We start from the raw sequence: 26,651 nt of genomic DNA, 5'->3' as shown, positions 1-26,651 counted from the left end.
CGTCGGCGCGGCGGCGCGTGGCGGTTAACCTTGGGCCCGTGACCCTGCAGCTCTTCGACACCGCCACGCGCACCCAGCGCGACTTCGTCCCCGTGACCCCCGGTCGGGTGGGGATGTACATCTGCGGTCTCACGACGCAGGGCGCGCCGCACATCGGCCACCTGCGCTTCGCCGTCTCCTTCGACGTGCTGCGGCGCTGGCTCGTGCGCGGCCACGGCTACGACGTGACGCTCGTGCGCAATGTCACCGACATCGACGACAAGATCCTGCGCAAGGCGGCCGAGTCCGGCGAGGAGTGGTGGGCGCTCAGCTACCGCAACGAGCGCTACACGACCCAGGCCCTCGAGCTGCTCGGTGTGCTGCCGCCGACGTACGAGCCGCGCGCCACCGGCCACATCCCCGAGATGGTCCAGCTCGTCGACACCCTCGTCGAGCGCGGGCACGCCTACCCGGCGGCCGACGGCAGCGGGGACGTCTACTTCGACGTCAAGAGCTGGGCCGACTACGGCGAGCTGTCCAACCAGGGCCTCGACGACATGGTCGCCGCCGACGATGCGGACCCGCGCGGCAAGCGCGACCCGCGCGACTTCGCCCTGTGGAAGGGCCGCAAGGACGACGAGCCCGGGACCGCCACGTGGCCCACCCCCTACGGCCCCGGCCGCCCCGGCTGGCACCTCGAGTGCTCCGCCATGGCTCGCAAGTACCTCGGCGACACCTTCGACATCCACGGTGGCGGCATCGACCTGCGCTTCCCGCACCACGAGAACGAGCAGGCCCAGTCGCGCGCCGCCGGGCTCGGCTTCGCCGGCTACTGGCTGCACAACGGCTGGGTGACGGTCAGGGGCGAGAAGATGGGCAAGTCCCTCGGCAACGCCCTCGAGGTCCAGCACCTGGTGCAGGAGCACGACCCGCTCACCGTGCGCTACTTCCTCACCGCCGCGCACTACCGCTCGATGATCGAGTACCACCCGGGCTCCCTCGAGGAGGCCGGAGCCGCCGTCGAGCGGATCGAGGGCTTCCTGCGCCGGGCGCTGCCCGGCCAGTCGGTGCTCGAGGCCGACCCGGCCGTCGAGCTGCCGGCCGAGTTCGCCGCGTCGATGGACGACGACCTCGGTGTCGCGGGGGCACTCGCGGTCATCCACGAGACCGTGCGGGCCGGCAACACCGCGCTGGACGAAGGGGGACGGGACGAGGCCGCCGAGATCGCCGCCACGGTCGTCGCGATGACCGACGTCCTCGGGATCAACCCGCTGTCGGCGACGTGGGGTGGTGCCGGGGGTAGCCGCGAGGGTGACCTCACCGTGGCCCTCGACGCGCTCGTGCAGCTGCAGGTCGAGGCCCGCGCCAAGGCCCGTGCCGCGCGCGACTTCGACACCGCCGACCAGATCCGCGACGCACTCGTCGCCGCGGGCATCACCATCGAGGACACCCCGCGCGGCGCGCGGTGGAGCCTCGCCAGGAAGGACCACTGATGACTGGTAACAGCTCACGCCGTGGAGCGGTGCGTCGCACCGGGTCCAAGAAGGGCCCGCAGGTCGGGTCCGGCGGGCAACGTCGCCGCGGCCTCGAGGGCAAGGGACCCACGCCCAAGGCCCACGAGCGCCCCAACCACAAGGCCTACAAGCCCGCGGACAAGCGCCCGGCACGCCCCTCCGCCGGTCGCAAGAAGTCCGGCTCGACCGAGATGATCGCCGGCCGCAACTCCGTCGTCGAGGCGCTGCGCACCGAGGTGCCGATCTCGACGATGTACATCGCCAACCGCATCGACAGCGACGACCGGGTCCGCGAGGCCCTGACGATCGCGGCCGAGGCCGGCATCCCGATCATGGAGACCCCGCGCGGTGAGCTCGACCGGCTCACCGACGGGGCGGTCCACCAGGGCCTCGCCGCCCAGGTGCCGCCGTACGAGTACGCGCACCCGCAGGACTTCGTCGACTCGCAGCTGCCGGGCGTCCCGCTCGTCGTCGCGCTCGACGGCATCACGGACCCGCGCAACCTCGGCGCCATCGTGCGGTCCGTGGGCGCCTTCGGCGGTCACGGCGTCGTCGTCCCGCAGCGGCGCAGCGCCGGAATGACGGCCTCCGCGTGGAAGACCTCGGCCGGCGCCGCCGCTCGCGTGCCGGTGGCGCAGGCGAGCAACCTCGTGCGGGCGCTCGAGGACTACCGCAAGGCCGGGTTCTTCGTCATCGGCCTCGACATGGAGGGTGACGTCGAGCTGCCCGGCCTCGAGCTGGCGACCTCGCCGCTCGTCGTCGTCGTGGGCTCCGAGGGCAAGGGCCTGTCGCGGCTCGTGCGCGAGACCTGCGACCAGATCGTCTCGATCCCGATGGTCAGCACGACCGAGTCGCTCAACGCCGGGATCGCCGCCGGCGTCACCCTCTACGAGGTCGCCCGGCTGCGCAGGGGGGCCTGAGCAGGCCCACCCTGCGCCACGGGGGCCGGGCTCAGGCCTTGGGTGCGTGGATGACGTGCGTCTTGCCGACGATGTCGGCCAGGGTGCGGTCGTCGTCGTCGACGAGCATCCAGATCCAGCTGATGATGCCGGCGAACTGGTGGACCAGCTCGCGCAGGGCCGCCGGGCCGAGCTCGGGGTTGGCGCCCGTCCCGGAGTTGATGATCTTCAGGCCGGTGACCTTCTTGCCGATGCTCTGACCCGTCTTCGTCACGCGCCACACGCGGTTCCACGCGATCATCGCCAGGCCGGCGAGGACGCTCAGCAGGAGCATGAGGACGCCGAGGCCCACGAGCGCGCCGGAGCCGCTGCCCGGGACCTCGCAGCTGCTGGAGGAGTAGCCGCCGCAGTCGTAGGTGTCGGGCATGCCGGCGACGATGAGCGAGATGCCGATGACCATCGGGATGACGGCCGCGGTGAAGCTGAGAGCGGCGTCGATGATCCCGGGGAGGATCCGGTCGGCGAAGGTCGCCGACCTGCCGTAGCGCTGCTCCACCCAGGCGAGCGATCCCGGCTGGTCCGGGGTGCGGCCCTGCGGGAAGGGCGGCGGCTGGGGTGACCCGGTCGGCGGCTGCGGCGCACCTCCGTACGGCGCGCCCCCGTACGGCGTGCCCTGCGTCGGATCCGTCATGTCTGCCTCTCGTCGTCGACGACGGGCAGCAGCTGGGTGTCCGTCCCCAGCACCGCCTGCTCGTCGGGCTTGCTCGGCAGGACGTCCCGCAGGTACTCCGCGATGGCGTCCTCGATGGGGACATCGTGCCCCACGCGTTCGGCCATGTACCAACGGTGCTCGAGGATCTCGTGGAAGATCTCGGCCGGCTCCAGCTTGGCGCGCAGCTGCGGCGGGATGCGTCGTGCGGTCGGCTCGTAGACGCGGTCGAGCCACTCGTGCGCGACGAGCGCCTCGTCGTCACCCTGGCGGTCCATGGCCGCCCGGTAGGAGTCGAGGTCGTTGAGCAGGCGCCGCGCCTGGTTCTCCTCGACGTCGAGGCCGGTGAGGCGCAGCAGCCGCCGCGAGTGGTGCCCGGCGTCGACGACCTTGGGCTCGATGCGCAGGTGGGTGCCGTCGAGGTCGGTCGACATCTCCAGCTCGTCGACGTCGAAGCCGAGCAGGTTGAGCCGGCGGATGCGCTCGTCGACCCGCCAGCGGTCGCCGACCTCGAACCACTCGTCGCCCGTGAGCTCGTCCCACAGGCCGCGGTAGCGCTCGATGACGTCGTGAGCGACCGCGACCGGGTCGAGCGTCTCCGGCAGGTAGCCGCCGGCGGCGAGGTCCATGAGCTCGCCGGCGATGTTGGTCTGGGCGAGGTCGAGGTCGTGCTCGCGCTGCCCGGTGCTCAGCGAGTCGTGCAGCTCACCGGTCTCGGCGTCGACGAGGTAGGCGGTGAAGGCCCCCGCGTCGCGCCGGAAGAGGGTGTTGGACAGCGAGACGTCGCCCCAGAAGAAGCCCGCGAGGTGCAGTCGCACGAGCAGCACCGCGAGCGCGTCGGCCAGGCGCACGCCCGTGTCCTCGCGCAGGTGCTGGCTGAAGAGCACCCGGTAGGGGAGGGAGAACTGCAGGTGCCGGGTGATGAGGCAGGCGTCGAGCGGGTGCCCCTCCGCGTCGGTGCGCCCGGAGACGACCGCGAGCGGCTCGACGCACGGCAGGTCGAGGCGGCGCAGCAGCCGGAGCAGCCGGTACTCGTTGCGCGCGAGCTCGGCCTTGATCTCCTTCACCGCGATGACCCCGCCGGAGAGTCGCACGAACCGCACCACGTGCCGGGAGATGCCGCGCGGGAGCGCGGCCAGGCGCTCCTGCGGCCACTCCTCGAGCGGGACCGACCACGGCAGGTCGAGCAGGGCGGGGTCCGGGCGCGCCGCCGAGATGTCCAGGGGCACGGGTGCCTCCCTCCGTCGATCCCCCCAGTGTGGCGCAGGAGGCGGGGGCGAAGGGGGCGGAGCGCTCAGCCGCGCAGCCGGGCCAGCTCGGCGAGGACGGCGGGCACGAGCGTGCAGTCCTCGATGCGCAACGTGGCGGCGGTCTCGCCCGGACCGACCTTGATGCCGAGGTCGTCCCCGGTCAGGACCGCGAAGGCGTGCTCGTCGGTCACGTCGTCGCCGAGGTAGACGGTGGCGTCGACGCCGAGCTCGGTGGCGAGCGCGCGCAGCGCGGTGCCCTTGTCGGCGCGCAGGACGCTCAGCTCGTGCACGCCCTTGCCGGCGAGATGCGTGACCCCGTCGTGCCGGGCGGCCTCCTCGGCGATCGCTGCGGCGATCGGCAGGACCTCCTCGGGCAGCCCGCGGGTGTGCAGGACGACGGCGGTCGGCTTGTGCTCCAGGCGGATCCGCGGCTCGCGGGTCGCGACGGTCGCCGTGACGTGGCCGCGCAGCGCGGCGACGGCGGCATCGGTGCCCTCCGGGAGCACCCCGCCCGAGCTGGACTCCGCGCCGTGGCTGCCGATCCGGGCGACCGCCGACCTCTCCAACCCGGTGAGGGCGGTGAGCGTGGCCAGGTCGCGCCCCGAGACCACGGCCGCCCACGTGTCGGCGGCGGCGGCGAGGGCGGTCAGGGCGTCGATGCTGCCGGGCTGGGCCCGAGCGTCCATCGGGTCGAGGACGAAGGGGGCGAGCACCCCGTCGAAGTCGGTCGCCACGAGCAGGCGCGGCACCGCCGCGACCGCGGCCAGGGCAGCGGTGACCGCCTGCGGGAGGGGCACGTCAGGCCCCCTTCGACCGGCCGGGACGCTGCGGCGCGCTCTCGAGGTTGCTGAGGAACCGGTCGGCCCACCGCTGCACGTCGTGCTCGCAGACCCGGCGGCGCAGGGCCCGCATCAGGCGCCGCTTCTCCTTGGGGTCGGTCTCGAGGGCGCGGACCATCGTCTGCTTGAGGCCCTCGATGTCGTGCGGGTTGCACACGAAGGCCTGGTGCAGCTCGTGCCAGGCGCCGGTGAACTCGCTGAGCACGAGCGCGCCGCCCTCGTCGTGGCGGCAGGTGACGTACTCCTTGGCCACGAGGTTCATCCCGTCGCGCAGCGGGGTGACGAGCATGACGTCGGCGACCTGGAAGAGCGCGGCCATCTCCTCGCGCGGATAGCTCTGGTGCAGGTAGTGCACCGCCGGTGCGCCGAGGTCGGAGTACGTGCCGTTGATCCGCCCGACCGTCGTCTCGATCTCGGTGCGCAGCGTCTTGTAGGCCTCGACGCGCTCGCGGCTCGGGGTCGCGACCTGGACGAAGGTGATCTCCGGCGGGACGAAGACGCCCTCGTCGAGCAGCTCCTCGTAGGCCTTGAGCCGGTGCCGGATGCCCTTGGTGTAGTCGAGCCGGTCGACGCCGAGCATGACGATGTCGGGGTTGCCGAGTGACTCACGGATCTCTTGCGCCCGCTCCTGCACCGGCTCGCTGCGGGCGAGCTCGTCCAGCCCCGCGTAGTCGATGCTGATCGGCACCGCGGAGGCCCGGACCACGCGCTCGCCACCGTCCGGGCCCTTGGCGGTGACCGTCTCGCCCTTCGTGGCGCACCCACCGAGCTGCCGCGCCGCCCGCACGAAGTTCTGCGCGTCGGCCTGGCGCTGGAAGCCCAGGTAGTCCGCGCCGAGGAGCCCCTCGATGATCTTGGCGCGCCACGGCAGCTGCGCGAAGAGCCCGACGGGCGGGAAGGGGATGTGGTTGAACCAGCCGATGCGCACGTCGGGCCGGCGGGCGCGCACCATCGCCGGCACCAGCTGCAGCTGGTAGTCGTGGATCCAGACCTTGGCCCCCGGCGCGGCAATCTCGCAGACCGCGTCGGCGAACCGGGCGTTGACGACCTCGTAGTCCTGCCACCACTCGCGGTGGAAGTGCGCGGGGACGATGACGTCGTGGTAGATCGGCCACAGGGTGTCGTTGCTGAAGCCCTCGTAGTAGGTGGTCTGCTCCTCCTCCGAGAGCGGGACCGGGTGGAGCCACATCCCCGACTCCTCGAAGGGGGCGGGTGCCTCGCCGGTCTCGCCGGCCCACCCCACCCACGCGCCCTCGCGGCCGCGCATGACGGAGTCCATGGCGGTGACGAGGCCACCGGGGGAGCGGTGCCACTCGCTGCTGCCGTCTGGGGCGACGACGCGGTCGACGGGGAGCCTGTTGGCGGCGATGACGAGGTCGAACGTGCGCTGGCGTGACACGGGTGCTACCTCCGGAGGGTCGTTGGGTCCACCCTATGTACCCGCCAGGCCTTCCACCGACGCGTCCGGAGCACTACCGTCGATACATGAAGATCTCGGACGTGTTGCGCACCAAGGGCACCGACGTCGTCACGGTCCCGCCCGACTCGACGGTCGCGGAGCTGCTCGGGCTCCTCGCCGAGCACCACATCGGCGCCGTCGTCGTCTCCTCGGCCGACGGGGTCGTCGACGGGATCGTCTCCGAGCGTGACGTCGTGCGGCGCCTGCACGACGTCGGCACGCAGATCCTCGACGGGCCGGTCAGCGCGATCATGACCGCCGAGGTGCACACCTGCGGTGAGCACGACGACATCAGCGATCTCGAGACGCAGATGACGGAGCGTCGCATCCGCCACGTCCCGGTCGTGCGCGACGGGCGGCTCGTGGCCATCGTGAGCATCGGCGACGTGGTCAAGCACCGCATCCGTGACCTGTCCGCCGAGCGCGACCAGCTCGAGGCCTACATCACGCAGTGACCGGTGGTGCACAGGCGCCACACAGCCGACGCTCCGACGACGCCCACCCGCGGCCTTCTACGCTGGGTGCCATGACGACACAGCGCCTCGGGCCCGAGCCCGCCCCGGAACCCCGGGGAGACGTCGCGGTGGCGCACTACGACACCATCGGCCCCTACCGCGTCCTGCAGCAGCTCGGGCAGGGCGGCATGGGCATCGTGCACCTCGCGCTCGACGCGCGCGGGCGCGCGGTCGCCGTCAAGGTCCTGCGCTCGCACGTCGCCCACGACGAGGACGCCCGCGCCCGCCTCGGGCGCGAGGTCGACACCCTCGCCCGGGTCCGCTCCCAGCGCATCGCGCCGGTCTTCGACGCTGACCTGGAGGCGGACCAGCCGTACATCGTCACGCGCTACGTGCCCGGCCCGAGCCTGGAGCAGCACGTCCGCGAGGAGGGTCCGCTCGACGCCCAGGCCCTGCTGCGCCTCGCTCGAGGCCTGACCGAGGCGCTGCGCGCCATCCACGAGGTCGGCGTCATCCACCGCGACCTCAAGCCGGGCAACGTCCTCCTGCTCGACGGCGACCCGGTCGTCATCGACTTCGGCATCGCGCACGTCGTCGAGAGCTCCCGGATGACCATGACGGGCCTCGTCATGGGCACTCCCGGGTACCTCTCGCCCGAGCTGGTCGAAGGGGGTGACGTCACGACCGCGACCGACTGGTGGGGGTGGGCGGCGACGCTCGTCTTTGCCGCGACCGGGCGCTCCCCCTTCGGTCGTGGCGGCATGGAGGCCGTCCTCGCCCGGGTCTGCCGTGGCGACGTCGACCTGCACGACGTCGACCCCGAGCTCGCCCCGCTGCTCTACGCGGCGCTCACCCCCGACCCCCGCCTGCGGCCCGACGCCGACGAGGTGCTGCTCGCCCTCGAGGCCTGGGCCGACGGGCGCCCGGTGACCGAGGTGCTGCCGCAGCGCACCCGCGCTCTCACCCCTGACGCGACCCGCGCCCTGCCGCCCGTCGCCGCGCCGCCCGCGCAGCGCAACGAGCCGCCGGCGCCGTGGGGCACCAACGACTGGACCGACCCGCGACCGGCCCCGCAGCCGGCGCCCGTGCCGCAGCCGCAGGACAACGGCTGGGGGATGCTGCCCCAACGTGAGCGGGCGCCCTGGCCCGGGACCCAGCAGCCCGGGACCCAGCAGCCCGGCCCCGGGGTCGGGATCGGCGACCGTCCGGGTGACCCGCGCATCGGGCGTCCCCGGCGCAGCGACGTCCTCGCCGCCCTGCTCGCTGCCGCGGTCGCCCTGACCGCGGCCCTTCCGTGGGTCGGCCTCGTGGTGGCGCTCGGCTGGTCCTGGCTCGCCCGGACCGTCGACCGGTCGATGACGGGCACCGTGCGCCGACGCCACCGCTACGGCCGGCGACGCAGCGACGGCTTCGCCGCCGCAGCGGCCTCGCCGTGGCACCTCGTCACCGCGGCGCTCACGACCGTCGTCGCCGCGCTGCTCCCGGTCGCCGTCGGTGGTGCGGGCCTGCTCGCGACCGCCCTCGCCCAGACCTCCGTCGACGGCCTCGGGGTTCGTCTGGACGCGCCCCTGCCGATCGCCGTGGGTTCGCTGCTCGCGCTGCTCACCGGGTGGTGGGGCCCCGGTGGCCCCGGCCTGCGTCGCGGCAGCCGCAGCCTCGTGCGCAGCGTGACCGGCGTGCCGGCCGCCCGGGGGCTCGTCGTCGCCGTGCTCCTCGTCGTCGCGCTCGGTGTCCTCGGCGCGCTCGCCGTGGGGGCGATCGACGTCTCCTGGTGGCCCGCGCTGCAGTCGCCACTGCCGACCCCGGGGCAGCTACCCAGCCGATGACGACACCCCCGCCTCCGCCCCCTTCGTCCCCGCGGCCGCGACGTCGGCCGGCCCGGCGGGCCGCCGCGACCCCGCACGACGGGACGCCGGTCCCGCAGACGGGGCCGCAGCCCAAGCCGCGTCGGCGGCCGAGCCTGCGCGGCGAGCAACCGACCGAGACGATCCCGCTGCGCGGTTCCCTGCGCGGCACGCCCTACCGTGACCCGCGGGTCACCCGCGCCGTCGCCGAGGAGCGCGCGGCCACCCACGCGATGGACCTCGCGCTGCGCGTCGCCGAGGTCATGCTCCGCTCCGGGTCGAGCGCCGCGGGTGTCGAGTCGGCCACGATCGCCGTCGGCGTCGCCGCCGGCCTCGAGGACCTCGACGTCGACCTGACGATGCAGTCGATGCACATGCAGTGCCGCACCCCGTCGGGCCAGACGATCTCCCGGCTGCGCGTCGTCCGCCAGCCGCGCCTCGACTTCGCCCGGCTGGCGCTGGTGCACGCACTCGTCGACGACCTCGTCTCGGGGGACATCGACATCGAGCAGGCCGAGTCCCAGCTGCGCGAGATCAGCCGGACGCCGCGGACGTGGTCCCGGTGGTTCGTGACCCTCGCCGAGGGTGGGGTCGCCGGTGGCGTCGCGCTGATCCTCGGGGCGAGCCTGCCCGCCGTGCTCGTCGCGATGCTCGCGGCCTGTGTGACGATCCTGCTCGCCGGCCTCATCGAGCGGCTCAACCTGCCCGACTTCTACCTCGGGGCGCTCGGCGGGGCGACCGCCACCGTCATCGCCTTCACCTCCTACGTGCTCAGCACGTACGGCATCCTCCCGATCTCCCCGGCGGACTTCGCCTTCATCGTCGCCGGTGGCATCGTCGCGCTGCTCCCGTCGCGGACGCTGATCTCCGCGATGGAGGACGTCCTCTCCGGCTTCCCGGTGACGGGCACCGCTCGGCTCTTCGCGGTGCTGCTGCACACCTTCGGGCTCATCGTGGGTGTCGCCGGGGGGCTGGGCCTGTGCCTGCAGGTCGGTGGCTGGCTCGACGTGGGCCTGACGCCACCGCCGCTCGACAAGCTCGCCTGGGCGTCGGCGGCGCTGCCGATGGTCATCTTCGGCTCGGTGCTCATCGGCCTCGCGGGGGCCGTCACCCTCCAGGACAGCCACCGGCTGCTGCTGCCCTCGGCGCTGCTGTGCGCCGTCGGCGTGAGCGTCGCGGCGGGGGTGATCAGCCTGGGCGTCGGCCGGGTCACGGCGACGGGTCTGGCGGCCGTCGTCATCGGCTTCCTCGCCCGCTTCATCGCGCTGCGGATGGACTCGCCCGCGCTCACGCTCTCGGTGCCGGCGTCCTTCGGCCTCTATCCCGGGCTCGGGATCTTCATCGGTCTGTACCACATGACCAGCCCGCCGACGATCAGCGACGGGTCGGACACGACGGCCGGTCTCTTCAGCGTCCTGGGGGCGCTCGGCGTCATCATGGCGATCGCCACGGGCAACACCCTCGGCGACCGGCTGGCCGCCCCCTTCGACGCCCCGGTGGCCCAGCGACGCCGCGTCGCCGTGGAGCAGGAGTCGGACCGCCGCGACGTCGAGGGCTGGGACATCGTCTGACCAGTGCCTGACGAATCCAGGTCACGGGATTGACTCGGTAGATCACGGGAAGGTAACGTTCCCGCCGTCCTCGAATGACGCCAGAACTGCTGGCAGCTTCACCACGAAGCCCCCTGAACTCCGTGGAAGGAACCCACACTCTGATGTTCTACTCGCCCAAGCACGCCCCCACCGTGACCACCTCGCCCGCCCGCCGCCGCATCGCCGGTGTCGCCGTGGCAGGCGCGACCGCGGCCGTCGGCTCCGTGGCCACCGCCCAGAGCTCCTCCGCCGCGACCAACGCCAACGTGTGGGACGCCGTCGCCCAGTGCGAGAGCGGTGGCAACTGGTCGATCAACACCGGCAACGGCTTCTACGGCGGCCTGCAGTTCACCAGCCAGACCTGGCAGGGCTTCGGCGGCGGCAAGTACGCCTCCAACGCGCACCAGGCCACCAAGGCGCAGCAGATCGAGATCGCGCAGGAGGTCCTCAAGGTGCAGGGTCCCGGCGCGTGGCCGGTGTGCTCGCAGAAGGCCGGCCTGACCAAGGCCAACGGCATGGTCGGTGGCGGCTCGACTGCCCCCGCCCCGACGCAGGCCCGGCAGCAGGCCCCGGAGCAGGCCTCGCGCTCCGAGGTCCGCGCCCCCGCGACCGCCGGCGCGCTCGTCGTCGACGGCATCCGCGGTCCGAAGACGAACGCCGCCATCGAGAAGTGGGTCGGCACCGCGCAGGACGGCACCCTGAGCTCCGCCGACGTCCAGGCCCTCCAGGCCAAGGTCGGCACCGGGCAGGACGGCGTCATCGGCCCGAAGACCACCTCGGCTCTGCAGCAGGTCGTCGGCGCCGACGTCGACGGCATCTGGGGCCCGCAGACCACCTCCAAGCTGCAGGCGTACCTCAACGCCAACTGATCCCAGCAGCCTCGCGAAGGGGGCCGCGCACCGACTCGGTGCGCGGCCCCCTTCGTCGTGCTCGGGGGTGCGGAGACGTGTGACACGAGGTGTCCACGGGGTCTGAGTTACAGGTCTGTATTTATGGTGCGGGTGTTGTCTGTGTGACTCCTGAGTCCTTAGCGTCGCTCTCGGACCTGCACGGGGTGCCCCTGCCCGTGCTCCGCCGAGATGAGGACTGCCACATGTTCAGCACCAATGACTTCCCCGACCAGCCGGTCTCCCGCCGCGGCCGTCGCCTGCGCGTCGCCGGCGGTGTCGTCACCGTCGGCGCCCTGGCCGCCGGTGGCATGGTCGTAGCCACCAACGCGGGCGCCGCCGAGACGGTCTGGGACCGCCTCGCCGCCTGCGAGTCGACCAGCAACTGGAGCATCAACACCGGCAACGGCTACTACGGCGGTGTGCAGTTCTCCTTCCAGACGTGGAAGGGGTTCGGCGGCCAGCAGTACGCCTACACCGCCGACCGCGCCACCAAGGGCCAGCAGATCGAGATCGCGCAGAAGGTCCTCAAGGTGCAGGGCCCGGGCGCGTGGCCGGTCTGCTCCCGCCGGGCCGGCCTGACCCTCGCCAACGGCCTGGCCGTCGACCCCTACAGCGGTGCCGAGCGCCCCTCGCGCGACAGCGACCGCACGCCCACGACCACCGTGACCTCCACCGGCGGCAAGCTCACCGTCGACGGCCTCCAGGGCCCGCGCACCAACGCCGGCATCGAGAAGTGGGGCGGTCGCCCCGTGAACGGCTACCTCGACAGCGCCGACAAGCAGGCCATGCAGCGCAAGCTCGGCGTCTCCGCGGACGGCATCGTCGGCCCGCAGACCACTCGCGCGCTCCAGGGCCGGGTCGGCGCCTCGGTGGACGGCAAGTGGGGCCCGCAGACCACCTCGCGCCTGCAGTCCTGGCTCAACCGCAACGTCCTCTGACACGACCGGTGACTCGGTGACGACCGGGGCCGCGGGCTACGATGCCGCGGTCCCGGTCTTCGCCGTCCCGGGCCCGCTGGCGTGGCGCAATTGGTAGCGCACCTGTCTTGTAAACAGGTGGTTGAGGGTTCGAGTCCCTTCGCCAGCTCTCTGAGCAGGGCAAACACCTCACCCACGACCCTGCGCCCCCTCCAAGCCTCCACTTTCGCCTCCACTTTGGCCCAGCGAAGGGGGGTGAGGATCGGCTGCTTCGAGCGCCGCGAGCACCCGAGGATCCTGCTCCCCGCGACCCAGGTAGACGTCCTGCGTCATCGACACCCGCGAGTGCCCGAGCTGGTCGGCGATGATCCGCGCCGTCACCCCCGACCCGTCGAGGATGCTCGCCGTCGTCTTGCGCCACGCATGCGAGGTCACCCACTCCAGGTCACTGTCCGAGCGCACCTCGTAGAGCCACCGGCTCACCGTGCGCGGCTCCCGGAAGCCACCATCGACCGTGCCGAAGACCGGCTCGGCCGGACCCACCCCGACCTCGGCCCGACGCCGCAGCATCGCCACGCACCACTGAGGCAGGGGGAGGAGGCGCTGCCCGGCAGCCGACTTCGTGGCCTTGCGGATCACGCCCTGACCGGTCACCCGGATCAGCGTGGACGTCACCTCGACCGTCCCCCGCTCCAGGTCGACCTCCGACCACAGCACCGCGACCACCTCACCGATCCGCAGCCCCGTCGCCAGCATGAAGGCGCACAGGTCCGGTAGGTCGTGCTCGACCGCCCGAGGATCACGGGTCACGGCCAGGAACCACGCCGCCCGCTCCTGCTCGGTCAGGGCACGAGGCCGACGACGCGGACCAGCACTCAACCGCCGCACCTCCCGCGTCGGGTTGAACCGCACCGCACCCTCACGCACCGCCCGCCCCATCGCACCCGAGATCACCGCCCGGGACGTGCGCGAGGTGGCCGACCCGACCCGCTCGTGCAGGTCCACCAAGAAGCGGTCCACGATCGGTGTCGTCACCTCACCCAGCCGCAGGTTGCCCAACGCGGGGGAGACGTGCCGCTGCCACTGGTAGCGATAGGTCTGCACCGTCCCCGGTGACCGCTCACCCATCCGCACGAGCTGATCGAGATCTGCCAGCCACTGGCGCACCGCCTCGTCCAAGGTGTCCCGAGCGGTCAACCCACCGACCCCGGACGAGGCGGCATCCTCCAGCGCCGTGGTCAACGCCCGCTGCGCCGCGGCCTGCGACGAGCCCCACCGCTCCACCCGCCGCTTGCGACCGTCGAAACCGCGGAACCACGCCCGACTCTTGTAGGTCGCCCCGGAGTCGGTGACGACGCGCACCGTCGAGATCGCGCCCCACTCACCCGGCGCGAGGCCCTGCCGTCCCACCGCTCACGCCGCCGTCTGCTCGTCGAGCCACGCGAAGACGTCACTCTCCCGGTAGCGCAGCCGCCGGCCGATCTTCAACGCGGGCGGACCCTCGCCCTGGCACCGCCAGTCGTAGAGCGCCCCCACGGGCACCCCGAGGAACGTGGCGACGTCCTGGACGGTCCACAGCGGGTCGTGTCGATTGCACATCTGAATCCCCTTCTCTCCCATTGCCTGTCATCTGTCTGTCAGTGCGTCCGTGCCCTCTCGGCCCGCCACTGGTCATAGGCCCGAGCACGATCCGCAGCGGCCAGGGCCAACGCCGTGTCCGCGTCGGTGTCCCAGCCGGTGCCGACGTAGGTCCACGAGCCGACGACGAGGGTGGTCTCCTCCTCGTCCTCGGCGATGAGGTCAGCGAAGTCGAGGACGGGCATCTGACGGCCCTCACGAGCGCAGTCGGCGGCGATCCGCTGCCACCGTTGCCGCGCCCGACGCAGGGCACCGAGGGTGATCGAGTAGCGCCGCGACTTGCTGGAGAAGTGCCCTCGGAAGCCGAGCATGTGCACCCACTTGCCCAGCAGCTCGTACTCATCACCCGCCGTCCGCTGGTCCGCGAGGTCATACAGGGTGGCCCGCAGGCGCCGGAAGTGGCTCGACTCGCGCCGAGGGTCCGTCGTGTCCGATGCAGCCTTCGTCGCGTACTTCGCCAGATAGCCGGCCACCTGCTCACCCACCAGCGGGGCGTCCGGGTCGTCCCCTCGGGTCGCCGTCACGGAGCGGGCATCGACCTGCGCGCCGAAACGCAACCGGCCCGCCTCACGGCCACCACACGGCGGGGCATCGAAGTGGACCCGAGCGGCAGCCTCCTCGAGGAGTCCCGCGAGTGTCCGAGCCGAGATCGAGTCGGGAGCCGCGGCGTACCCCTCGGGCGTCTTCGGGCCGTCGAGCCGCACGAGCGCGTGGAAGTGGACCACACCCCGCGCCTGGTACTCCGCCACCTTCGCGTACTGCAGCGTCGCCACCTCCCGCAGCCGAGAGTCCGGCACGCCCAACGCCCGGGCGATGACACGACGGGTCGTGATCGTGAAGCGCCGCCACAGCTCCGGTGCCCACCACTGCCAGATCGCGTGCCCCTCGTAGTCGTAGCAGTCCGGGCAGATCGGCGTCCCCACGTCGAGGTCGTCACCCTCGTGCGCCTGCCAGCACGCCACCGGACGACCATGCGCGCACACCACGTGCCCATCCCGAGGACGACACCGCTGGCCTCCCTTCGCCGCGTGGACGGGCCCGAAGGACGGAGCGGTCAGCGTCAGGAAGACCAAGGGGTTGGCGCTGACCCCCTCCGGCACGCTCTTGCCGCCGACCACGCCGGCCCGGATCATCTCGAAGGTGTCGCGGGCATAGATCCGCGAGCACGCCGGGCAGACGCTCGCACGTCGGTTGCCGCACCGCACGTACGTCACCCCGAAGGGCTCATGGGCCGACGAGTAGCTCCCCAGCACCTCACCCGTGGCCCGATCCACCCGAGACGAGGAGCCGACCAGCTTGATCGGGCGGGCGCAGTGCCCGACCCGAGCCGCCGCATCGGCCCACGCATGGAAGGTGCCGCCCACGAGACGATCCACGAGCCCTTGCCGAGCCGCCGCCCCGAGGTCCCCGAGGTCGAGCGGGGCGTCGTCGCTGTAGCCGGGGAACCCGACACCCGGTGCGCGGCGCTGCCCCGTCACGGCAACCGCCCCGCGACGTGCTGCCCGTCCTCACCGTCCACGTCGCGATGATCGTCGGCCGCACGATGCCGCACCACGTCGTCCAGGCACGCCGTCAGGCAACCGCACCAGGTCTCGTCCTCGTCGTGATGGAAGCCGCGGCACCGGTCATCCGGGCATCCACAGGTGTCGCCGTGCCACGTCGTCCACCCGCTGAAGTAGTGCACGTACTCCTGCAAGGTCAGACCGCGGTCCGCGATGCGCAAACGGGCCTGGATGCTCAGCCCTTTGATGACGTTGTACGGGTACGGCATCAGAACTCACCCGCAGCCGTCCGAGCACTCACGCAGTCCAGGCACACGAGGTGGTCGAGCCCGTTGCCGATGACGTAGGACCAGCCCTCGCACAAGGTCGTCGCCGCCGCGATGGCGTCCGAGGTCGTCGGGAAGATCGTCCGAGCATCGAAGCGCCGCACGAACACCACCCCGCACTCGTCACACGCAACCGCAGCACCCCGGCCCAGCGTCGAGCGAAGGGGGAGCACCTCCGAAGGGGCAGCAGCCAGCATCCAGCTCATGCCGTCTCACCCAGCTCGATGCGCTCGTGATCCGTGCTGCCACCCCACACGCCCTCGTCGTCCCAGGCCTGCGCGTACTCCCGGCACATGCGCCGCACCGGGCACGAGGCACACACCCGCAGCGCCTTGTCCGTGTCGTCACGGCCCCGCTCCGGGAACCACCAATCCGGGTGCGGATGCCCCACACAGGCCCCGTGAGTGTTGAGCGTGGCCAACGTGCGCGTCGCAGCGCGAGTGCGCTCATTCGGCATCATGACGAACCCCTTCCCTCGATGACTCCCACCGCTTCGCGGCCGGGTAATGCGCCGACGTCGCCTTGATCAGCGCGTCAGGCCAGAAGTGCGCCCGCACCCGCGCCACCGTTCCCTCCTCGGTGACGAGGTAGCCGGCGCCGCGCAGGTCGTCGGGGATGAGGTGAGCCGGTGCCTCATCGCTCATGCCGGACCCCAGGACCATCTGCACCTCCTCGACGCTCTGCAAGCGCAGCGCGACGGTCTGCGTGAAGAGCCCACGCATGGGCACGGTCTCTTTCTTCGGGTCCTGCACGAAGGCGACGACGACCACACCCATCGCCCGGCCCTGCGTCAGGATCTCGGCCAGGAGCCGGTTGCCCTCCTTCTTCACCCCGGCCTCGGCGTACGCGGTCAGCGCCGCGAGCTCGTCGATGACGAGGACGTGCAGCGGGTCACCCGGGACAGGCTGGTGAAGGCGGGACCGCCCGACCATCCGACCGGCCCGCTCATCGATGACCCCCAGCAGGTCGCGCAGCACCTCCACGGCCTGCTCGGGCTGATAGGCGGTGCGGTACATCAGCCCGTCACCCATCGCGATCTCCACCCCGCGCTTGAGGTCCACGCCGTGCACCCGCACCGTGTCCTGCCTGATCCACGGCCCCAGCGAGGCGACCGCGCCCCACAGCACCGACCCCTTCCCCGAGCCGGAGCGACCCGCGACCAGCGTGTGCCTGCCGACCAACGACAGCCGCCACGGCTCGCCCGACTCCTCCCGACCGACCTCGACCGGCTCCAACGGCGACCCGGCCTCACGATCCTGAGGAAGAGCCGCCAGCGTCGCGCCCACCAAGGCGTCACGCATCGTGAACCGCATCGACGCGACCGCAGGGGAGAGGACCGATGCCCGGAAGGCCGCAGCGCCGAAGTCAGCCGCGAACTTCTCAGCCGCCGCGACGATCTCGGAGGACGACTGCCCCCGCCGAGCCCGCACACGGGCAACGACCACGCCACCGCACGAGTCCACCCCGAGCAACTCCGGATCGACCCACCGGCGGCCCTCATGGGAGCGGACCTCCTTCGAGAGGCCAGCAGCACGCGAGACGTGCGCGAACTCGGACCGCACCATCCGCCGGCAGAACCACGCCACGACCTGATCCGGGTACGACACCGACATCACGACCGCGACGACGAAGATGACGACGGCAACCGCGCCCGTCCACCAGCCCAGCGCATGCAGCCGTGCCGCCAAGGAGGCCCGCTCCAGGGCCGAACCGACCACCCACGCGACAAGGTGCAGCGCAACGCACACCGTCAGCAGCCGCCACAGCGCAGGGCCCGCCGCCCGGACCGCGAGGGCAACCCCACGGACCAGACGACGGACCCACCACGGCAGCGCCCTCATCACGCAGCCGCCGACTCCGAGCGAACCGACGTCGAGGGCTTCGCACCCTTGCCCGGCGCGACCATCTCCTCCGCCCGGAAGGACCACGCCAGCCGAGGACGAGTGCCGTTGTCATCCACGTACGGCAGAGCCGTCAAACCGACGAACTCCACCGGAGTCCACGGAAACTGCGTCGTGTTCTCCGGAGGCACCGGCTGCACCTTCGCCGCGATCTTGATCGACAGCGCCGTCTCCTTCTTCGCCGCCTCCTCGTCCGCGTCCAGGACCGTCACCTGCCACAACGGCAGACCCGAGTCCTTGTCCAGCTGCTGCGGCCTCGACCCGTCCGCACGCTTCTCCGCGTCGAAGTCCGCCACCGGCTCCACACCCCCCTTCAAGAACGCACCCGCGGGGAAGACATCTGCGTGACCGACCGGGAACCGACGCTGCATCGCCATGACCTGCTCCTTTGGTTGAGTACTACTGGCTTAAGCCAGTACTGCGACGCTACAACTGGCTTGAGCCAGTGTCAACAGGTGGCTTAAGCCAGACCCCTACACTGGTTCGATGGACGAGAAGAAGGTGTCGCCCCAAGGGGCAGGCACAGCGAGCCGGCAGGTGGCAGCCGCACTGCGCGCAGCCATCGAGTCGGGCGAGTTCCAGCCCGGAGACCGACTCCCCTCCGAGCGAGTGCTCGCGTCAGATCACGGTGTTGCGCGCAACACAGCCCGCGAAGCAATCCGCCAACTCGCAGAGGCCGGTCTCGTGACGGCCCATCACGGCAAGGGCGTCTTCGTGCGGAGCAAGCCACGTCTCATGCGCTTCGGCCAGTGGCGGTACTCAAGGAAGTTGCGCGAGGAGACCGGCCTCTCGCCATTCCACGCAGAGTTGGCCGCACAGGATCGAGTCCCGAACGCCTTCCTCAAGGAGATCGGACGGGTTGTGCCGCCGTCCGAAGTGGCTGAGCGTCTGGGCGTCAGCGCCGGCGAGCCGAGTGTCGTGCGTCGAGAGAACTGGTACTTCGCCGACGACGAGCCGATGCAGGTCGGTGTCACCTACGTCCCGTGGTCCATCGCCGAAGGCACGGAGCTCGCTCAGGGCGACAACCTTGGAAAGGGCGACCTCTACGCAAGGTTCGCCGAGTTGGGGCACGAGATCACGTACACCCGCGAGGAGGTCATGGCGCGAATGCCGACGCTGGACGAGGCCAACGGGCTACGGCTCCCGGAGGGTGTTCCCGTCCTCGTCGTCCTTCACACCGGGCTAGACCAAGACCGACGACCCTTCGAGGTCACGCAGTTCACCATGCGAGCCGACTACTCCGGTCTCGACTACACGATGAAGGTGGATGAATGAGCGATGTAGAGATCCGCCCGACGATGTCGACTGACCTCGACGTGCTGGCGGACGTCCTAGTTCTGGTCCATGCGTGTGATGGCTACCCGGTCGAGGGTGTTGATGATGCTCGGGCGTGGGTGGAGCTGCCGGAGGCACTTGGCCAGTGGACCGCCCTCCTTCGAAATCGCCCAGTCGGGCACGTGGCCCTTTTGCGGCCAGCCCTAGAGGATGGCGCGCCTGCCTTGTTGGCGGCGGAGGGTGGGCCAGTTGATCGGGTAGCCGTCCTCGCGCGACTCTTTGTCTCTCCGAACGCGAGAGGGAAGGGGATTGCCAACGCTTTGATGGCGGCGGCTGAAAGCAATGCACACCAGATGCAACTGGGGCTCGTGTTGGACGTGCTGACCAAAGACCGTCGTGCCCTCCAGCTATACGAGGCCAGGGGCTGGAGACGCCTCGGAAGGATCGTCCATCAGTTTGGCGAAAACTGTCGCGAGGACGGATATGCGCTAGTTGCGCCCGCGGGTACTGTGAACTACTTAGGCCAAGGGTCTTCGCGTGACTGAGTGGCCCGCGCGCACTGGAGCGCGCCAAGAGATCGCCTATGGCATGAAAATGTTTGCTGTCGATTACCGGGCTGGTACGGCGACCTTCATGATGCCAGACGGTGAAATTGTTCTAGTTCCATTCGAGACGCCTAAATCGTCGGGGGCGGTGACCAGGGCGACCTTCATCCCGGCTGACGGGACATTGGAGGTCTCTACGTGCGGACAGACGTTCGCTATGGAATTGGGCCTCGGGGCGAGTCCCAGCCGGCAGCCAACGACGGTGTATCTCGACCAGAACCACTGGATTGACTTCGCGAAGTGGTGCAATGACCCAGGATCCATTCCCGTGGAAAAGTCGTCGTTCTTCGTTGAATTGGATCGAGCTGTCTCTGATGGGCAAGTAATTCTGCCGTTGTCGGCTGCGCACTTGGTGGAAACGTCAAAACGCGGTGGCCGTAGCCGAATGGACCTCGCCACGACTTTGCTGAAATACACGCGGGGTTGGCAGCTAAGGACGGTGCTTCAGCTCCGTAGAGGCGAGGTGAGGTCGCTCTTCGGTGGCGCACCACTTGCCCGACGCGACGCAATTACCTTGGATCCGATGGCTGTCTTGGACATGCCAGGGGCAGAGCTGCCCACTGCTCTGCCAATTGACTTGCAAATGCTCGAAAAGCGCTTGACCTGGGCGACGACTCTCGTGGCGATCCTGATGGAGGAGGAGGCGGCCGAAGCTGCGGGTATCGCAAAGGCCGCTGAATGGGCAAAGTCCTTTAGGCCGTTTGCCGATCACATGAGAGGCAACGCGCGCGCGAGGCCGTACGCACGGGACCTTACGCGCACTCGTTTTATTTCTGACCTTGGAAACGACTTGCCTGCAGCATCAAGTGAGTCGGGGATGACCCCTGAGACCTTTCTTGAATGGCTCAAAAACGATGCGGAGTCGGCCATATCCGCGGCACCTGGTCTCGGACGTCTCCGAGAAGTTCTTCATATGCGCTTGATGAACTCGGACGACAAGTGGGAGGCGAACGACCTCAATGACTGGATGTACCTTTCATATGCTGCTGCATATTGCGACTTGGTGGTTGGAGAGAAGAAGTCGATAAACTACTTGCGTCGCGCCGAGCGTAAAGTTCCTGTTGGGGCAGTTCTGCACCGACGCGCCCAGGATGCACTCTCTGATCTCCAGCGGTTGCTTGGCTCTCCTGACTGAGCAGGCTTTGACTGATCTATGTTGGAACATACCTGACGACTGCGCCAAGATCGCTTCGGTGCACCTGCGACAGTCGGTATGCACGCTAGCCTGCCGCTCATGACCAATGAGAAGGAGAAGCCAGGAGCGGTTGTCTCGCTCGTCTTTGAGTACGTCGACCCCTCCGTGCTGGGCGCCGATCCTGAGGCCGGGGAGTTTCCGCCTCTGCTTCGAGGCTGTGCCGCTGTGCTGGCCGCGTGTGGGGTGGACACGACGAAGACCAGGCTTGTCATCACTGGGGATTTTGTGCGCTCCGTGCAAGATCGAGGCGAACCCGGTTCGAACTACCACGAGAACTTCAACACGCGGCGCAACACCGGGATGGTGGGTGGGAAGACGATTTCCCTCCCAGACTCGAGCATCGACGTGCTCCTGCAAGCCGTGATGTTCGTTCTGCCCGAGAGCGCAGAGGATGTTCGCGACGTTGCCGAGAGCGCGCTTCACACCGTGGTGCACGAAGGCCAGCATGTGGTTATGGCTCAGCGCGGGGAAGCCAGCGAGGACTTCGAGTCATCGCCTTGGGCGAGACGTAACCTCTTGGTCGCGGCTGACCAAGTGATCGAGGAGTACCGTGCGGAGCTCGTCGCCAGTAGAGAGGTCCCGTCGGGGTGGACCGCCGACGATCTGATCTCGTCAGCGAAGACTTGGCTCAGCGATCTCCAGCGTATCGCCACCGTGGAGTACCAGTCCCATATGGACGTTGGAAAGCTGTCGGGTGATGTTCTCCAAGAGACCCACACCGTCTGGAAGCTTCTCGGATACGTCGCGGCAGAGCATCGCGTTGCCGGACTTGGGCTTCCCACGAGCGTTACGGAGCACGAACTATGGGTAGCCATGATTGAACCCCACTGGCCCGAGTTCACCCTTCTGCTTGCGAATGTTCCCGGCGCTGATGAACGGATCCCACGTAAGGATCTCGTACATCTCACGTCCGATTTGGCGGATCTGTTCTCGATGTGGCTTGTCACACTGGGATTTGAATTCACTGACACCCCAGAAGGTTCGAAGTTTTTCATCAAAGATTGGACCCTCCTCGAACTAGAAGTCGGTTAGCGTCCAGCGGCCGTGGCGAGTCGAGCAGCGCTTCCCGCGGTTCTTGCTTGCCGCCTCTGGCTCACCCGCGAGCGGGCCCTCCTGGGTGGATGGCTGCCTCACGCGCCCGCTCCTGTTGGCATAGGTCAAACATCGTGCTGCCTGCCGGCATTGCCCGTGAGGAGTTTCTCTACTGACTCAAGCGCGCCTCCGGCGCGAGCCGGCGGGCCTTCGGCCCGCCGCCGTGCCGGGCGTGCGGCCTGCGGCCGTTCCGGGCGCGGCGGCGGGCCGAGCCCGCACGGCACAAAGAAGCGGCGCCCAGGACTTGATCCCGAGCGCCGCTCCCTTCCCTGTTGCAGCTACGTGGCACCGAGAGCGATCACGTCACCCTCACGCCTCCGACCCTCCGCTTCACTCTCCGCCCACCTCCGGACCGCATCAAGGGCGCTCCGCGTCACTTCGTGATGGACTCCGTCCACCCTTGACCCGGCCACTCCGGCAGGCTCCTCTGCTCCGCTACAGGGTCGGCGGCTAGATCTGGCCAGCCCTCCACTTAAGCCTCCACTTTCGTCCCCAGATCGTCGGATCCAGGCCGATACGCCGCCTCGCATGCACGCGAAAACCGTTGGAAACACAGGGAATCCGAGTCCCAGCAGTATCCAGCCGAGGAGGCCCGCAGGGAAACAGGTGGTTGAGGGTTCGAGTCCCTTCGCCAGCTCGACGCTTGTCTGGGTCCCACGCTCGCGTGGGCGGGAGGAAGAGCGCCAGCGACCAAGTCTCGAGAGCTCCTCGGCCGCTGCCGCTCTCGCGCTGGTCGAGGTGCGGGCGCCAGCGTCGAAGCCCTGAGACAGGGAAACACGCAGTGCGGCTCTGGCGCCGGCCACCATCGACCGCGCCGACGACCGGCCCGTCCGAACCCACGTTGATGATCTGACTAGGGACACTGGCTCCGCGCCGCCCGGCGTATCGGACTGCGAGCGGCGTGTAGGAGATCAAGTGCGTAGAGCGTGTCGTTGCCGCCGGACGCGGACCCGCTGAGGTGGAGTTTGGACGTCCGGTGCGTACGTCACCTTGGTCGAGCGGCAGTTCCGCGCCGGCACCTTCCTGATGGTCCAGGTCACGGATCCTAGAGCAGGGCAAGGTCGCCGTCGCGGGTTCCACCGCGCAGGTGCACGGACAGTCGGCCCCCCGCCGCGCCTCGACCGTGACCGCGTAAGCCAGACTGTCCGCATGGCACGCGCTGATCTACTTCTGGCCTTGGTCCGCTCCGGAGGCGGGCAAGATCGGCGAGCGTTCTCGCGATCCGTTGAGGCACTCATCGCTGAGGAGCGCAGCAAGAAGCACTACATGCTGGCGCGCGACCTCGAGCAAGCCCTCAAGTCCTTTACTTCTCCGAATGGAAATCTCGCACCCCGCCAACCCGTTGAAGGGGGAACTGGCAGCGACAGCCTCCTTCTCGCGACAGAGCCTGACAGGAAACTGAACGAACTTGTCCTTCCAGATGTAGTGCGCACGGCAGTAAACGAATTAGTCGAGGAGCACTTTCGTCGCGACCTCTTGAGGTCTTATGGGCTCGAGCCGCGCCACCGTGTGCTCCTCACGGGCCCTCCGGGCTCGGGAAAGACGTCGCTTGCCGAGGCGATCGCGAGCACGCTGATGGTCCCCCTGCTGTCCGTTCGGTACGAGGGACTCATAGGCAGTTTCCTTGGTGAGACCGCAAGCCGACTCGACCGCCTCTTCGATCATGCGAGGTCGCAGCAGTGCGTCCTTTTTTTCGACGAGTTCGACACCGTGGCCAAGGAGCGCGGCGACACCCACGAAACAGGCGAGATTAAGCGTGTTGTGAGTTCCCTTCTGCTCCAAATTGATCAACTTCCGCCTCACGTGCTAGTCATCGCCGCGACCAATCATAAAGAATTGCTTGACAAGGCTGTATGGCGTCGGATGCAGCTCCGTCTCGCTCTTCCCGCGGCGTCGCGCGCGTCGATGATCCGATGGCTTGAAATGCATACTGAACGCAGCAAGCGAGGCCTCGGGCTGGCGCCCCGCACGATCGCGGAGGCTATGGGGGGCGCCAGTCTCGCCGAACTGGAAGAGCTCGCGTGGGACATCGAGCGCCGAGCAGTTCTTGCCGGCGGGGACATCCCCTTGTCACAGATCGCCCGCAGCCGGCTTGCACAATGGAAACAACGGGCGAGTTCCACTGAACTCACACAGGGGCGATGATGAGCAGCAACGCAGGGGAAACTACTGAGGCGCGCCCAATTCTTCTGTCAAGGCCCGGGCCGCGCACTGCGATAGCTAGGACGGGTGGTGGCACACCGAAGGTAGGCTTGCCGGACCGGCGCGATCAAGCCACCCGCTTGGGATCTAAAGTGCGAGCTCTGGAGAAAGCCTTCTCGAGCGCCCGTGTCGTCGCCACGCACTCCCTGCCCGAAACCGATCCCGAACTGGTAGTCGTCTTCGAGACGATCGACTCACGCGTGGACCTCACCAAGGCTGCCGAGAGGGCTGGCATTGAAATCCTTATGGAGGCTGAGGAGGAGACGGAGCCCGACGAGAATTTTCCCCGCGTCAACAAGCGCGGTGAACTCACGGGGAGTGACGCCCCCGTTCCCAGTTGCCTCCACGCGTTGTGCGCGACACAAGCGCAAGCTAAAGATCTGGTCTCTCTTTGGAACGCTTGGGTCGATCAGGGGTCAGTTGCGTGGGGTTTTGGCCCGTTCAGACAGCTATTTTCCCACCTGCACGACGTGCGACCTTGGGGCCCCCAAGACCGACTCCGAATGGCTGGGGTGGCCGAGCGTTTGGACGGCCTACTTGACGGTCAAACGATTGCGGTAGAGATCGAATTGTGGTTTCGCTCGAGCGCCGCCACTCGAAGCGCCGTTGAGGATCGTGTTTCGACGTTAGTCAGGGAGGAGGGTGGCGCCGTTCAAGGCACCGCCACTATAAAAGAGGTCGGGTATCACGCTGTTGGCGCGGCAATCCCCGTGAGTACGCTGCGGCGGCTTGCAGCAGGGGATTATGAGGACATCGCGATTGTCCGATCCGCAGATGTCATGTACCTGCGTGCGGTTCCCCAAGCATCTGCACCTGCGTCCCCAGGTGAGCAGGAGGAGTTGGTTCAGGCAGATTTGGAGCTGCCCACTGCCGAACCTGTGCTTGCAATCCTCGATGGGGTCCCAATCGCCAACCATCACCTCCTGCGCGACCGGATCATCCTTCATGACCCGGACGACCTTCAGGGCGACCCGGCATATACGGCCGATCGCCGGGTGCATGGCACCGCCATGACGTCAATCCTGATCTGGGGTGATCTGAGCGCAACGTCTACCCCCCTTCAGAGCCCTGTGGTGGTTCGACCCGTCCTGCGCCCTGATGTTCACTCCGGTGGCGAGGCTCTCGAGGGTGCATTGATTCCCGACCTAATACGTCGTTCATTTGTTGACATCTTCGGAGTTGATGGGTCGTCTGGCGCCGCTCCCAGTGTGCAAGTCATCAATATCTCGCTGGGCGACCCTGCAATGCCCTTCGACACCATCCCATCTGCTTGGGCGCGAACGATCGATTGGTTGGCTGCGGAGTACGGCGTGCTGATCGTGGTTTCGGCAGGAAACCACCCCACCTTGCCAGTTCCGGGAATCACCGGATCAAAGTTGAAGGAAACTGCGAGCGGGGACCGTATAGCGGTCATCGCCGATGCGATGGCTGTCGACGCAATGAACCGACGGCTCCTTAGCCCTGCCGAGGCGCTCAACGCTCTAACCGTGGGGGCGATGCATGAGGACGCCACGACGGACTTCTACCTTGGCAACCGCTTCGATCCCAGCGATGGGGAGCCGTCCATCAGCCCGGTGACTGCCGTCGGCCGTGGATTCAAGAGGTCGGTGAAACCCGAGCTCGCTGCCCCGGGAGGCAGGCAGTTGTTCCAAGATCCGTCGTTGGGCGGCCAGCCGGTGGTTCTGCAGCCGGCGCCGGTGACGCGCGGACCCGGAATCAAGGCTGCCTCATGGAGCGCTGCTGCCCCCAGCTCGGGGACCTCCTTTGTTACAGGAACTAGCGCAGCTGCTGCCTTGGTCTCACGGCGGGCCGCCGAGTTCGCTGAGGTCCTTCGGGATGTTGCGAGTGATGGTGGAGGCCTTACCCGGGCCCAGGCTGCGTGTGCCCTCAAGGCACTATTGGTCCACGAAGCTCGCTGGCCGGAGGGGCTGGATTCAGGATCGCTTCCCGTGGACCGCCTTTTGGGTTACGGCACTCGGGCTCTTGATTTGGTCACAGGGTGCGCCCCCAACGAAATTGCGCTCATCTTCGTCGGCGAGATTGGCGGGCAGGAACAAGTCACGCTCGAGGTGCCGCTTCCAGACGGCCTGCAAGTCAGTGGAACCAAGAGGGTGGCAGCGACGGTCGCTTGGATGTCGCCAGTCAACTGGAAGCATCGTCAGTACCGCTGCGCGAAACTGCAGTTTGCCAAGCCAGTCGGCCTTGTCGCCTCGGCGAACCTAAATACTCGGGACGTGAGCTATGCGCTTGCGGGCCGGGGGACGGTAGAGCAGCAGGTGTACGAGACGGAGCGAGCCAGTAGCGCTGGGTACGGAGACTCGATGGCCCTAACAGTGAAGTGCGAGGAGCAGGCTGGCGGGTTGGACGGGAGCCCTGTTTCGTTCGCGGCAACCGTCTCCTTGTGGGTAGCCCCCGAGCTCAATATCGACGTCTATTCCCAAGTCAGTCAGCAAGTTCTCGCCGCGGTTCAAGTACCCGCGCAGGCCACGCCCTTGCGATGAACCCTGTGAGTACTTCCGTACTGGCGTGAGGCCCCTTCGGCGCCAGTCGGCGCGCTGGTTCAGGCGC

Annotated in this window: 25 protein-coding genes and 1 tRNA gene; 14 read left to right on the top strand and 12 right to left on the bottom strand. The window is 68.9% G+C overall.

Translation table 11 applies throughout. The features are described from left to right. Positions 1-38 precede the first annotated feature (38 nt). Positions 39-1,472 carry a cysteine--tRNA ligase gene (gene cysS, locus JT1_RS12335; protein ID WP_068326870.1) on the top strand — a complete coding sequence of 478 codons (1,434 nt, stop codon included), beginning with the start codon at positions 39-41 and terminating at the stop codon, positions 1,470-1,472. Then, positions 1,472-2,413 carry a 23S rRNA (guanosine(2251)-2'-O)-methyltransferase RlmB gene (gene rlmB / locus JT1_RS12330; protein WP_068326867.1) on the top strand — a complete coding sequence of 314 codons (942 nt, stop codon included), beginning with the start codon at positions 1,472-1,474 and terminating at the stop codon, positions 2,411-2,413. The genes cysS and rlmB overlap by 1 nt, the downstream gene beginning before the upstream one ends. Before the next feature lie 31 nt (positions 2,414-2,444). On the opposite strand, the gene JT1_RS12325 is transcribed toward rlmB, so the two are convergent. The 4 genes from JT1_RS12325 to JT1_RS12310 form a co-directional block, all read right to left on the bottom strand. Next, the gene (locus JT1_RS12325) at positions 2,445-3,083 is read right to left on the bottom strand and encodes an RDD family protein (protein ID WP_068326864.1); all 639 of its coding nucleotides are present in this window, start codon (positions 3,081-3,083) and stop codon (positions 2,445-2,447) included. Next, on the bottom strand, positions 3,080-4,330 hold the full coding sequence (locus tag JT1_RS12320) for a DUF4032 domain-containing protein (RefSeq protein ID WP_068326862.1): 1,251 nt from the start codon (positions 4,328-4,330) through the stop codon (positions 3,080-3,082). The genes JT1_RS12325 and JT1_RS12320 overlap by 4 nt, the downstream gene beginning before the upstream one ends. Before the next feature lie 65 nt (positions 4,331-4,395). Next, a complete protein-coding gene (otsB, locus tag JT1_RS12315; RefSeq protein WP_068326859.1) occupies positions 4,396-5,148 on the bottom strand; it encodes a trehalose-phosphatase in 753 nt (250 codons plus the stop codon). Between the two features lies 1 nt (position 5,149). Then, positions 5,150-6,589, bottom strand: coding sequence for an alpha,alpha-trehalose-phosphate synthase (UDP-forming) (locus JT1_RS12310; protein WP_068326856.1), 1,440 nt, complete (start codon positions 6,587-6,589; stop codon positions 5,150-5,152). A gap of 86 nt (positions 6,590-6,675) precedes the next feature. Here JT1_RS12310 and JT1_RS12305 point away from each other — a divergent pair, with 86 nt between their 5' ends. The 6 genes from JT1_RS12305 (at position 6,676) to JT1_RS12280 (ending at position 12,516) form a co-directional block, all read left to right on the top strand. Next, the gene (locus tag JT1_RS12305; RefSeq protein ID WP_068326853.1) at positions 6,676-7,104 is read left to right on the top strand and encodes a CBS domain-containing protein; all 429 of its coding nucleotides are present in this window, start codon (positions 6,676-6,678) and stop codon (positions 7,102-7,104) included. A 71-nt stretch (positions 7,105-7,175) separates the two neighbouring features. Further along, a complete protein-coding gene (locus JT1_RS12300) occupies positions 7,176-8,930 on the top strand; it encodes a serine/threonine-protein kinase (RefSeq protein WP_068326850.1) in 1,755 nt (584 codons plus the stop codon). Further along, positions 8,927-10,519, top strand: coding sequence for a threonine/serine exporter family protein (locus tag JT1_RS12295; RefSeq protein ID WP_068326845.1), 1,593 nt, complete (start codon positions 8,927-8,929; stop codon positions 10,517-10,519). The genes JT1_RS12300 and JT1_RS12295 overlap by 4 nt, the downstream gene beginning before the upstream one ends. A gap of 122 nt (positions 10,520-10,641) precedes the next feature. Further along, a complete protein-coding gene (locus tag JT1_RS12290; protein ID WP_303621117.1) occupies positions 10,642-11,409 on the top strand; it encodes a transglycosylase family protein in 768 nt (255 codons plus the stop codon). 224 nt (positions 11,410-11,633) lie between these two features. Next, complete coding sequence (locus tag JT1_RS19085; RefSeq protein WP_068326839.1) at positions 11,634-12,368, top strand: transglycosylase family protein; 735 nt, start codon at positions 11,634-11,636, stop codon at positions 12,366-12,368. 75 nt (positions 12,369-12,443) lie between these two features. Continuing rightward, positions 12,444-12,516, top strand: a tRNA-Thr gene (locus JT1_RS12280). A gap of 20 nt (positions 12,517-12,536) precedes the next feature. Here the strand turns inward: JT1_RS12280 and JT1_RS12275 are convergent. From JT1_RS12275 to JT1_RS12245, 8 genes are read right to left on the bottom strand one after another with little or no spacing between them, the layout of a single operon-like run. After that, complete coding sequence (locus JT1_RS12275) at positions 12,537-13,757, bottom strand: tyrosine-type recombinase/integrase (RefSeq protein ID WP_068326836.1); 1,221 nt, start codon at positions 13,755-13,757, stop codon at positions 12,537-12,539. Between the two features lie 3 nt (positions 13,758-13,760). Beyond that, positions 13,761-13,946, bottom strand: coding sequence for a helix-turn-helix transcriptional regulator (locus JT1_RS12270; RefSeq protein ID WP_040880612.1), 186 nt, complete (start codon positions 13,944-13,946; stop codon positions 13,761-13,763). A 38-nt stretch (positions 13,947-13,984) separates the two neighbouring features. Then, positions 13,985-15,463 (bottom strand): replication initiator, encoded by a 1,479-nt coding sequence (locus JT1_RS12265; RefSeq protein WP_068326833.1) that lies wholly within the window; start codon positions 15,461-15,463, stop codon positions 13,985-13,987. Then, positions 15,460-15,756, bottom strand: coding sequence for a hypothetical protein (locus JT1_RS12260; protein ID WP_068326829.1), 297 nt, complete (start codon positions 15,754-15,756; stop codon positions 15,460-15,462). The genes JT1_RS12265 and JT1_RS12260 overlap by 4 nt, the downstream gene beginning before the upstream one ends. Further along, complete coding sequence (locus JT1_RS17960; protein WP_082807647.1) at positions 15,756-16,019, bottom strand: hypothetical protein; 264 nt, start codon at positions 16,017-16,019, stop codon at positions 15,756-15,758. Before JT1_RS17960 ends, JT1_RS12260 begins: the two co-directional genes overlap by 1 nt. Next, the gene (locus JT1_RS12255) at positions 16,016-16,270 is read right to left on the bottom strand and encodes a WhiB family transcriptional regulator (protein ID WP_255218347.1); all 255 of its coding nucleotides are present in this window, start codon (positions 16,268-16,270) and stop codon (positions 16,016-16,018) included. The genes JT1_RS17960 and JT1_RS12255 overlap by 4 nt, the downstream gene beginning before the upstream one ends. After that, complete coding sequence (locus JT1_RS12250) at positions 16,260-17,654, bottom strand: FtsK/SpoIIIE domain-containing protein (RefSeq protein WP_068326824.1); 1,395 nt, start codon at positions 17,652-17,654, stop codon at positions 16,260-16,262. Before JT1_RS12250 ends, JT1_RS12255 begins: the two co-directional genes overlap by 11 nt. Next, positions 17,654-18,091, bottom strand: a complete 438-nt coding sequence (locus JT1_RS12245) for a plasmid replication, integration and excision activator (protein WP_068326821.1) — start codon at positions 18,089-18,091, stop codon at positions 17,654-17,656. The genes JT1_RS12250 and JT1_RS12245 overlap by 1 nt, the downstream gene beginning before the upstream one ends. Positions 18,092-18,200: 109 nt before the next feature. Here JT1_RS12245 and JT1_RS12240 point away from each other — a divergent pair, with 109 nt between their 5' ends. The 6 genes from JT1_RS12240 to JT1_RS17950 all read left to right on the top strand — a co-directional run bounded on the left by JT1_RS12240 (position 18,201) and on the right by JT1_RS17950 (position 26,584). Next, positions 18,201-18,989 (top strand): GntR family transcriptional regulator, encoded by a 789-nt coding sequence (locus JT1_RS12240; RefSeq protein WP_068326818.1) that lies wholly within the window; start codon positions 18,201-18,203, stop codon positions 18,987-18,989. Next, positions 18,986-19,534, top strand: a complete 549-nt coding sequence (locus JT1_RS17955; RefSeq protein WP_082807646.1) for a GNAT family N-acetyltransferase — start codon at positions 18,986-18,988, stop codon at positions 19,532-19,534. The genes JT1_RS12240 and JT1_RS17955 overlap by 4 nt, the downstream gene beginning before the upstream one ends. Further along, complete coding sequence (locus JT1_RS18445) at positions 19,527-20,729, top strand: hypothetical protein (RefSeq protein ID WP_169701986.1); 1,203 nt, start codon at positions 19,527-19,529, stop codon at positions 20,727-20,729. Before JT1_RS17955 ends, JT1_RS18445 begins: the two co-directional genes overlap by 8 nt. 99 nt (positions 20,730-20,828) lie before the next feature. Further along, a complete protein-coding gene (locus JT1_RS12235) occupies positions 20,829-21,821 on the top strand; it encodes a hypothetical protein (protein WP_169701985.1) in 993 nt (330 codons plus the stop codon). Positions 21,822-23,030: 1,209 nt separating this feature from the next. After that, entirely contained in the window at positions 23,031-24,026 is a 996-nt protein-coding gene (locus JT1_RS12230) for an AAA family ATPase (RefSeq protein WP_068326812.1), read from the top strand. Between the two features lie 149 nt (positions 24,027-24,175). After that, positions 24,176-26,584 (top strand): S8 family peptidase, encoded by a 2,409-nt coding sequence (locus JT1_RS17950; protein ID WP_169701984.1) that lies wholly within the window; start codon positions 24,176-24,178, stop codon positions 26,582-26,584. The last annotated feature ends 67 nt before the right edge of the window (positions 26,585-26,651 follow it).

Source organism: Janibacter terrae NBRC 107853, assembly GCF_001591405.1.
In the GTDB taxonomy this organism is placed as follows: Bacteria; Actinomycetota; Actinomycetes; order Actinomycetales; family Dermatophilaceae; genus Janibacter; species Janibacter terrae.
The sequence above is the reverse complement of the archived record's forward strand: the minus strand, read 5'-3'. Positions and strand labels throughout refer to the sequence as shown.

What these genes read in the sequence shown, in the direction of transcription:
- rlmB (WP_068326867.1), top strand. Translation starts at nt 1,472, where the DNA reads ATGACTGGTAACAGCTCACGCCGTGGAGCGGTGCGTCGCACCGGGTCC.
- JT1_RS12325 (WP_068326864.1), bottom strand. Translation starts at nt 3,083, where the DNA reads ATGACGGATCCGACGCAGGGCACGCCGTACGGGGGCGCGCCGTACGGA.
- JT1_RS12305 (WP_068326853.1), top strand. Translation starts at nt 6,676, where the DNA reads ATGAAGATCTCGGACGTGTTGCGCACCAAGGGCACCGACGTCGTCACG.
- JT1_RS12300 (WP_068326850.1), top strand. Translation starts at nt 7,176, where the DNA reads ATGACGACACAGCGCCTCGGGCCCGAGCCCGCCCCGGAACCCCGGGGA.
- JT1_RS12295 (WP_068326845.1), top strand. Translation starts at nt 8,927, where the DNA reads ATGACGACACCCCCGCCTCCGCCCCCTTCGTCCCCGCGGCCGCGACGT.
- JT1_RS19085 (WP_068326839.1), top strand. Translation starts at nt 11,634, where the DNA reads ATGTTCAGCACCAATGACTTCCCCGACCAGCCGGTCTCCCGCCGCGGC.
- JT1_RS12270 (WP_040880612.1), bottom strand. Translation starts at nt 13,946, where the DNA reads ATGTGCAATCGACACGACCCGCTGTGGACCGTCCAGGACGTCGCCACG.
- JT1_RS12260 (WP_068326829.1), bottom strand. Translation starts at nt 15,756, where the DNA reads ATGCCGTACCCGTACAACGTCATCAAAGGGCTGAGCATCCAGGCCCGT.
- JT1_RS17960 (WP_082807647.1), bottom strand. Translation starts at nt 16,019, where the DNA reads ATGAGCTGGATGCTGGCTGCTGCCCCTTCGGAGGTGCTCCCCCTTCGC.
- JT1_RS12255 (WP_255218347.1), bottom strand. Translation starts at nt 16,270, where the DNA reads ATGCCGAATGAGCGCACTCGCGCTGCGACGCGCACGTTGGCCACGCTC.
- JT1_RS12250 (WP_068326824.1), bottom strand. Translation starts at nt 17,654, where the DNA reads ATGAGGGCGCTGCCGTGGTGGGTCCGTCGTCTGGTCCGTGGGGTTGCC.
- JT1_RS12245 (WP_068326821.1), bottom strand. Translation starts at nt 18,091, where the DNA reads ATGGCGATGCAGCGTCGGTTCCCGGTCGGTCACGCAGATGTCTTCCCC.
- JT1_RS12240 (WP_068326818.1), top strand. Translation starts at nt 18,201, where the DNA reads ATGGACGAGAAGAAGGTGTCGCCCCAAGGGGCAGGCACAGCGAGCCGG.
- JT1_RS17955 (WP_082807646.1), top strand. Translation starts at nt 18,986, where the DNA reads ATGAGCGATGTAGAGATCCGCCCGACGATGTCGACTGACCTCGACGTG.
- JT1_RS12235 (WP_169701985.1), top strand. Translation starts at nt 20,829, where the DNA reads ATGACCAATGAGAAGGAGAAGCCAGGAGCGGTTGTCTCGCTCGTCTTT.
- JT1_RS12230 (WP_068326812.1), top strand. Translation starts at nt 23,031, where the DNA reads ATGGCACGCGCTGATCTACTTCTGGCCTTGGTCCGCTCCGGAGGCGGG.